Here is a 6,487-nt window from a genome sequence, read left to right as displayed (position 1 = left end):
CCTGTGGGAGCGGGCTCGTCCCGCGATGAGGCCGGCACAAATTCCCGAGAACCTCATCCCTGGCGGACAAGTCCTTGAGAAATGATGGTTTTTTTGCCGTCAAAGGTTGTAACTTCCCCCCGTAACGGTACAATGGCGCGGCTCGTCACCTGATGAGCTGCGTTATGGTGGCCCCACCGGTCCCCCCGCATTGATTACCCGTTAACCTGGTCAGGCCCGGAAGGGAGCAGCCATAGCGGGAACATCGAGTGCCGGGGTGTGGCTGGTGGGGCTGCCTCCATTTCTCTCGAAGTCCTGCTCTCGAACGGCTTTCGCTCTTCACCGCCTGGTGATCCAAAGCGTTACGCACCGTACGCCTAGCCCTCCCTGCTTTTGCTTACCCCGCCACTTGGTCCCATTGTCAACGTTTACGCGTGAACTGCTGTTCCGTAACCGTCGAGCCCCATTGGCTGCCTTGCTCTTCATGAGTCAGTTCGAAGCCCAGCGATTCGTAGAGGTGCCGGGCGGCTTCCAGTCCTTTGAACGTGTGCAACTGGATTGCCGAGAAGTTCTGCCGGTCACAGAAAGCGACTGCTTCAGTGAGTAGCCGGCGACCTACACCGCTACCACGACAGCCATCATCCAGCAGGAACCAGCGCAGGTGAGCTTCATCGTTGCCGAGGTCCTCGCCGTCGATAGCCACGGACCCGACGATTCGGCCAGCGTTTTCAGCGACCCAGACCGCGTTGCGCGGATTCCCCAGCCGGCCTGCAAACTCGGCAATGTTGATTGCAACCCTGCTCTCGAAGAACTGGCCGAAACCGGCATGGCGCGAGTAGTAGCTTGCATGCATCTGCGTCATGCGCCCGATCAGGCCGGGACGGTATCCGAGGGTGATTTGAATCCTGGACGCCGCTGTTTCGGTGGGCTGTTGACGGGAAGCCTTCAACGCCTGGGCATAGGCACTCAGCCCTTGGGCGATGACTTGCTGTTCTTGCGGGGGCAGTGGAGCCAGCGTTGAGCTGACCTGCATTTGCCCGTAGGCATGAATGTTTTCAAGAGTGCGTTTCCCTTGCTCAGTCAGGCGCAGTTGCTTCGTGCGGCCATCCTGCTCACTTTCATGCTCTTGCAGTTCACCCAATTGCACGAGCTTGGCAACCATGCGGCTGACGCTGGACTTCTCAAGCCCGAGCGTCTGCACCAGTTGAGCGGCAGTCCGCTCCCCGTGCTCGCCTAGCTCAAGCAGGGTATGAACGGCAGAGGGGGAGTACTCCGTCCCTGCTAACGTCGTGCGCAGGAAGCCCAATTCACGGACCATCGTGCGTGAGGCGCAGCGGATTTGCTCCACGACCGAAGGGTCGATCATTGTTGAGGTCTCGTCAGGAATGGTTGCGTAATGCAATCATCTTTGGTTGCATCATGCAACCATCCGTTGACCCATGAGCGGTTTCGCTGTGGGTGAAGACTGCTTCACAGCCTTGAGGTCCGGTTCTGGACAAGTGAAAACACCCTTGTTAGTTTGCGTCCGCCATATATTTCAGAATATGACAGTGGCACTTAAGTGATATTGATTTGATATCAATTTATGACGAGCAAGGACGCATTGAATGAAAAGCCTGCAAGGTTTGCCCAGTCTTATCAGCGCTTCGGTAGGCACGCCCGGTAAAGCCCGAAACTTGCCCGCCGATGTTCAATGTATCCAGTACCTGTTCAATCTACTCATTCCGCGGCTCGGTTTTCCGTTGCCCGAGAATGGCCGTTGCGACGGGCAGTTGGTACAGCGCATCAGTCAGTACCAGTTTCGTCATCTGAAGTACGCGCATCCCGATGGCGTCGTCGATCCGAATGGGCGCACCTTCAACAGCCTGGTCGAGGAGGCTGTTCGAGTACCGGTCAAGTTGATTCCCGCGCTGCGCCTGCCAACCTTCATCAATGTCTTCGCCAATAATGTCGACGCCCAGGTGCAGGCCACGGTCAATCATTACCTGGACCGGATGCGCGCGGTGATCGAAGCCGAGCGGCGCAATCGGCAGATGGTGCTGCAGGTCACTTGCGATGGTGGCATGACGCTCAGCGACAGCGACTTCCAGAACGCCGCGACTCAATTGGGCAACGGGATTTCAGCCAACCTGATCAAGGCATTTGCCACGGTGGAGTCGGGTGGCCGCTCGGGTTTCGGCCCGGCCAGGTTGCCGGTGATCGCCTTCGAGGGGCATCACTTCCAGCGCTATACCAAGCACAAGTACGACCAGACTCATCCGCTGCTCTCGTACAAGTACAAGAAGAAAGCCGGCCCGCAGTGGCAAGCCAATAACAAAGACCAGACCAAGGCCTGGGAAACCATGGCCACGGCGTTTGGGCTGGATCAGGAGGCGGCATTGAAGTCGGCGTCCTGGGGTATGTTCCAGATCATGGGTTTCAACTTCGCCGATTGCGGACATGCCAATGTGTTCGAATTCGTCGCGGCCATGAAACTCAATGCCGGGCAGCAACTCAAAGCCTTCCTCGGTTTCTGCAGCAAGAACCCGTCGTTTATCAAGGCGGCGAAGAACAAGGATTACGCCGGCATGGCCGCCAGTTACAACGGCAAGGATTACGGCGACTATGACGTGCGTATCAAGAAGGCCTACGAAGCACTTGAAGGGAAGAAGTGACATGGCAAAGAGTTTCTCTCGCCGACTGACTGTTCTGGCCGCCGCACTGCTGGGATTGTCCGGGTCTGTTCATGCAAGCGCCGCCGTACTGAAGCCTGGGCAATACGATGCGCTGATGCTGGCGGTCACGCCGGATCGCCAGGTGGAGGGCTACTATTCCGAGACCCTTGGCGAAGGTGTGACCCGGCATTGCACCTTCTACCTCAAGGGGCAGATCAGCGGCGATGGGGCGGTTGCGCTGGCCACCTGGGAAGATCAGACCTTCCCCGGCAGCCTGGCGGCCACGGGCGATGGCGTCACCCTCACCGTGGCACGCGGCCGCGAGCATCCCGGCTGCGTCAGTGTGCTGATGCCGGAGATCGCAACGGGGCTGGAGCTCAGCCGCTATGCGGAAAAGCCCTGGATCGCGCTGCTGACGGTCACTGCCGACAAGGCCTATCTGCGCAAGCAGGCGGGCAGCAGCGCGAGCAAACGACCCTATATCGTCAAGGGCGATGTAGTGGGCGTGCTGGCGTTCAAGGACGGCTGGGCCAAGGTCGAGTTCATCAACCAGGACGACCGCTCGTTCACGGGCTGGATCAGTCAGGATCAGTACAGTCGACTCGTTGTGCCCAAGGGCTGAAGCTGTGCGCGGGTGACGGGCCGAGCCCGCCGTACCTGCATTTATCGGCAAACAGGCTTATGATGCGCCTCTCGCAGCCCACCCATTTCTGAGAGAGGCCATCAGCATGGATCAGGTTGACGATCTGACCCGCCAGCGCATCCGCGACTGGCAAGCGCGCCGCCTGGAGATCAAGGACCAGATGGCCACGCACCCCGAGCGCACCCTTGAGCTTTCGAAAGTACTCGACCAGATGGAAGAGGAACACGAGCGCATCCTTGGCGAAGCCACGCCCGCAGCCGACACCATAGCAGCAGTCGATCAGGCACCGGGGCTGGATTTTCGCCTGAGCGTTTCGGCGCGCAATGCCCAGGACCTGCGCAAGCTGCTGGAGATGGCGCTGCACGAGCTCGATAGCGCGCTGGCTGCCGAAGCCCGCTGCGAGAATGACGCGCGGCGTGTCTATCCGGGCGGCATGTCCGGCTCCCTGGGTGCCTACGCCTATGAACTTGAAGCCAATCCCGACACCAGCGAATGACCTGCGCGCATGCAACCTGAACATTACGACTTCGCCGACACCGTGTATCTTCCCGTCGCCCTGGAGGTGTGCCAGGGCCTGCTCGAGGACGCCTCCGGGCTTGATGGGTTGAGCGATCCGGAGCTGGCGGCGGTGCTGGTGATCCAGAACCTGTCCCAGGCGCGCGAGCAGGTGCTCGACCCTGCGGCAGCGGAAAAGGTACTGGCCAAGTTGCTGCAGTGGTCGGTGCAGGGGCCGCATTCGCCGGGCGTGGGGCTGGGGTCCGAGGCGCGCCGGCTGTTCGATGCGCGCAAGCTGTATTTCGGCCTGGAGGTCATCAAGGGCTCGCGCTTGCAACTGCTGGGGGCCGAGGAGGTGGCGCAGCGCGAATACTTGTTGGAAGACGGCACCTGGGACATGCGCTTCAGGTCGCTTCGCCACCCGCGCCACAATCCGTTCAGCCAGCAAGCCATCACAGGCTTCGATAAAGAGCGCTGGCTGACCCGCGAACAAGACAAGTTGCTGCGAGTGCTGCGCGCCAACCCTGACGAGGACCTGCATGTGCAGGGCTATGCGGGCATCGGCAAGAGCTACCTGCTGGGAGCGCTTATCGATTGCCTGCCCAGGGGGCGGGTGCTGGCACTGGCGCGCACGCCCGGCAAGCTCGACGCCCTGCGGCGGCGTATCGGAAAAGGCTCCAAGGCTGGCAAGACGTTCGCCGAGTTTGCCCAAGCCCTGCTGAGCGTGCCTGGGCGGCCTGCCGCACGCGCATCAACACGCCTGCCGGGCAAGCGTGCGGTGGCCGAAACCTTGAACATCCTGGGCTTTCGCCAGTACGACGGCGAGAAGACCCTGGATATCTGCCTGGAGCTGCTGAAGAACTACTGCGAGTCACGCGATCACAGCCTCGCCGCGCGCCACCTGCCGCACTTCGCTCAGGCGCTTTCGCGGCTGGATAGCCAGGTGCTGCTCGAATACGCCAGCCGCCTGTGGACCTACCTGCAGGACAACCCTGCCTGGGATCGCCAGACCGGCTTCCCCACGTTGCTGCTGCTCAAGCGCGCCAGCCTCGCTGGCCACAGTGTGCCGGGCCGCTACAGCCATGTAATCGTCGACGAGAGCCAGGACATGCCTGGCCCGTTGTTGCAGATCATCGAGCGGGGCCGCCAGGTGTTGATCACGCTGGGTGACGAATACCAGCGTGCCGACGGGCCCGGACTGCGCCGCGCGCGTCAGGTGCGCCAGCGCGATATCGCCTTCTCGGTGCGTTGCGGGCCGAAAGTGGAGCGGCTGATCAACCCGCTGATCGGTGTGCATTCGCAAAAATCCAAGCTCGCCTTCGAAGGCGCCGGCAGCGTGGATGTCGGCATCGAGTACTACCCCCTCGATTTCGTGCCGCCGCAAGGCTGTGTGGTGCTTACCGCATCGCCCTGGGATTCGATGAAGTGGGCCATGCAACTGGCCGACAACCAGTGCCGGGTGGGCTTCTCCGATAACGTTGGGATGCAGCGTTTCATGTCCAGCGCCGTGCAGTTGTTCCGTGCCGACCTTTATGGCGCGGGCAGCGATGGCCAGGACACGCACGCCTATTTCGCCCACGCGCTGAACTGGCGACAAGTGCATGAGGACAATCGCTTCGACGAGTCATTCCTGTGGGTCGAGGCGCGGCTGCAGGACGGTTTTCGGATTGCCGAACTCAACGCCTTGTCGGCACGCTTCTCCAATCAGCCGGGCAGCCTGTTGCTGATGCCGGCGCAGGAGGCCGGAGGGCAGGAGTTCGACCACGTGCTGCTGACCCAGGAGCTGATGGCGCTGAACCCGTTCAAGGATGCCTACGCCTTCGACAACCGGGTCTGTGCGGTGTATATCGCGCTGTCACGTGCCCGGCGTCATCTCTATCTGCCCTACGATGTGGACGAGTGGGTGGCCTACCACAAGGGCCAGAAATTCCGCGAGTCGCACGGCTACTGATCGACCGACAGCGCCTCCTGCACCCGGGTGTAGCGTTCGATGATCCGTTCGATCTCGCCGGACTGCTTGAGGCGCACCAAGGCGCGCAGCACCTGCTGCGCCGGAATGGCCGGGTCGTTGCGCACCATGCAGCCCAGGTCCTGCGCTTCCAGCAAGGCCAGCGGGCGCAGGCGCTGCTCCCGGGGTTGCTGGCGGTTGAACCATTGCAGCGACAATTGGTTGCTCACCGCATAACGATAACGGCTGGCTTGCAGTTTCTGCAGGGCCAGGTCCTGGTTGCGGCTGTCTTCGCGCTTCAGTAGACGCTGCGCGAACAGCGGGTCCAGGGCCGGGTAGGTGTAGCCCAGCACCGTACCGATGGCTTGTGCGGGCAGTTGCGCCAGGCCGCCGGGCAGGCTGTCGCCGGCACGCCCGACCAGCAGGTCGCGTTGATGGATCAGCGGTACGCTCCAGATGAACTCACCGGGCCGTTCGTTGAGCCAGTTGCTGGCCACGTAGCAGCGCACGTCGATGTCGCCATCGGCCATGGCCTGCTCCAGGCGCAGGCGTGCCATTACGTGGTACTGCGGGCGCACCCCGGCTTCACGGGCCAGGGCCTGGATCAGGTCGAAGAGAATGCCTTCCACCGGCACATCGCCCTCGGTGCGCATCAACGGCATGCTCCAGCTCTCCGCGACGGAGAAGCGCAGCACAGGCTGCTCGGCAAGGCCGGTGGAGCACCATAGCAACAGGATGGCGAGAAGTCGCCGCACGTCTATCCTCCTT

6 protein-coding genes and 1 other RNA gene are annotated in these 6,487 nt (G+C 61.7%); 5 read left to right on the top strand and 2 right to left on the bottom strand.

Features of this window, described 5'->3' with window-relative positions; translation table 11 throughout:
- Positions 1–174 precede the first annotated feature (174 nt).
- Positions 175–271, top strand: an RNA gene (gene ffs, locus ACPZMI_RS11440) — signal recognition particle sRNA small type.
- 129 nt (positions 272–400) lie between these two features.
- Here the strand turns inward: ffs and ACPZMI_RS11435 are convergent.
- Positions 401–1,345, bottom strand: a complete 945-nt coding sequence (locus tag ACPZMI_RS11435; protein ID WP_426352254.1) for a bifunctional helix-turn-helix transcriptional regulator/GNAT family N-acetyltransferase — start codon at positions 1,343–1,345, stop codon at positions 401–403.
- Positions 1,346–1,586: 241 nt separating this feature from the next.
- On the opposite strand from ACPZMI_RS11435, the gene ACPZMI_RS11430 reads away from it, so the two are divergent.
- The 4 genes from ACPZMI_RS11430 to ACPZMI_RS11415 all read left to right on the top strand — a co-directional run bounded on the left by ACPZMI_RS11430 (position 1,587) and on the right by ACPZMI_RS11415 (position 5,722).
- Complete coding sequence (locus ACPZMI_RS11430; RefSeq protein ID WP_426352253.1) at positions 1,587–2,633, top strand: N-acetylmuramidase family protein; 1,047 nt, start codon at positions 1,587–1,589, stop codon at positions 2,631–2,633.
- Between the two features lies 1 nt (position 2,634).
- Complete coding sequence (locus ACPZMI_RS11425; protein WP_238343296.1) at positions 2,635–3,255, top strand: SH3 domain-containing protein; 621 nt, start codon at positions 2,635–2,637, stop codon at positions 3,253–3,255.
- Between the two features lie 106 nt (positions 3,256–3,361).
- Complete coding sequence (locus ACPZMI_RS11420) at positions 3,362–3,772, top strand: hypothetical protein (protein ID WP_186709318.1); 411 nt, start codon at positions 3,362–3,364, stop codon at positions 3,770–3,772.
- A 9-nt stretch (positions 3,773–3,781) separates the two neighbouring features.
- Positions 3,782–5,722 carry a hypothetical protein gene (locus tag ACPZMI_RS11415; protein WP_426352252.1) on the top strand — a complete coding sequence of 647 codons (1,941 nt, stop codon included), beginning with the start codon at positions 3,782–3,784 and terminating at the stop codon, positions 5,720–5,722.
- Here the strand turns inward: ACPZMI_RS11415 and ACPZMI_RS11410 are convergent.
- Positions 5,716–6,474 carry a substrate-binding periplasmic protein gene (locus ACPZMI_RS11410; protein ID WP_426352251.1) on the bottom strand — a complete coding sequence of 253 codons (759 nt, stop codon included), beginning with the start codon at positions 6,472–6,474 and terminating at the stop codon, positions 5,716–5,718. The two genes, ACPZMI_RS11415 and ACPZMI_RS11410, sit on opposite strands and share 7 nt — an antisense overlap.
- Positions 6,475–6,487 lie beyond the last annotated feature (13 nt).

The organism is Pseudomonas wayambapalatensis (assembly GCF_049942315.1).
In the GTDB taxonomy this organism is placed as follows: Bacteria; Pseudomonadota; Gammaproteobacteria; order Pseudomonadales; family Pseudomonadaceae; genus Aquipseudomonas; species Aquipseudomonas wayambapalatensis.
This window is presented reverse-complemented; position numbering and strand designations above follow the sequence as displayed.

Coding starts and splice junctions, on each gene's coding strand:
- ACPZMI_RS11435 (WP_426352254.1), bottom strand. CDS start 1,345: ATGATCGACCCTTCGGTCGTGGAGCAAATCCGCTGCGCCTCACGCACG.
- ACPZMI_RS11430 (WP_426352253.1), top strand. CDS start 1,587: ATGAAAAGCCTGCAAGGTTTGCCCAGTCTTATCAGCGCTTCGGTAGGC.
- ACPZMI_RS11425 (WP_238343296.1), top strand. CDS start 2,635: ATGGCAAAGAGTTTCTCTCGCCGACTGACTGTTCTGGCCGCCGCACTG.
- ACPZMI_RS11420 (WP_186709318.1), top strand. CDS start 3,362: ATGGATCAGGTTGACGATCTGACCCGCCAGCGCATCCGCGACTGGCAA.
- ACPZMI_RS11415 (WP_426352252.1), top strand. CDS start 3,782: ATGCAACCTGAACATTACGACTTCGCCGACACCGTGTATCTTCCCGTC.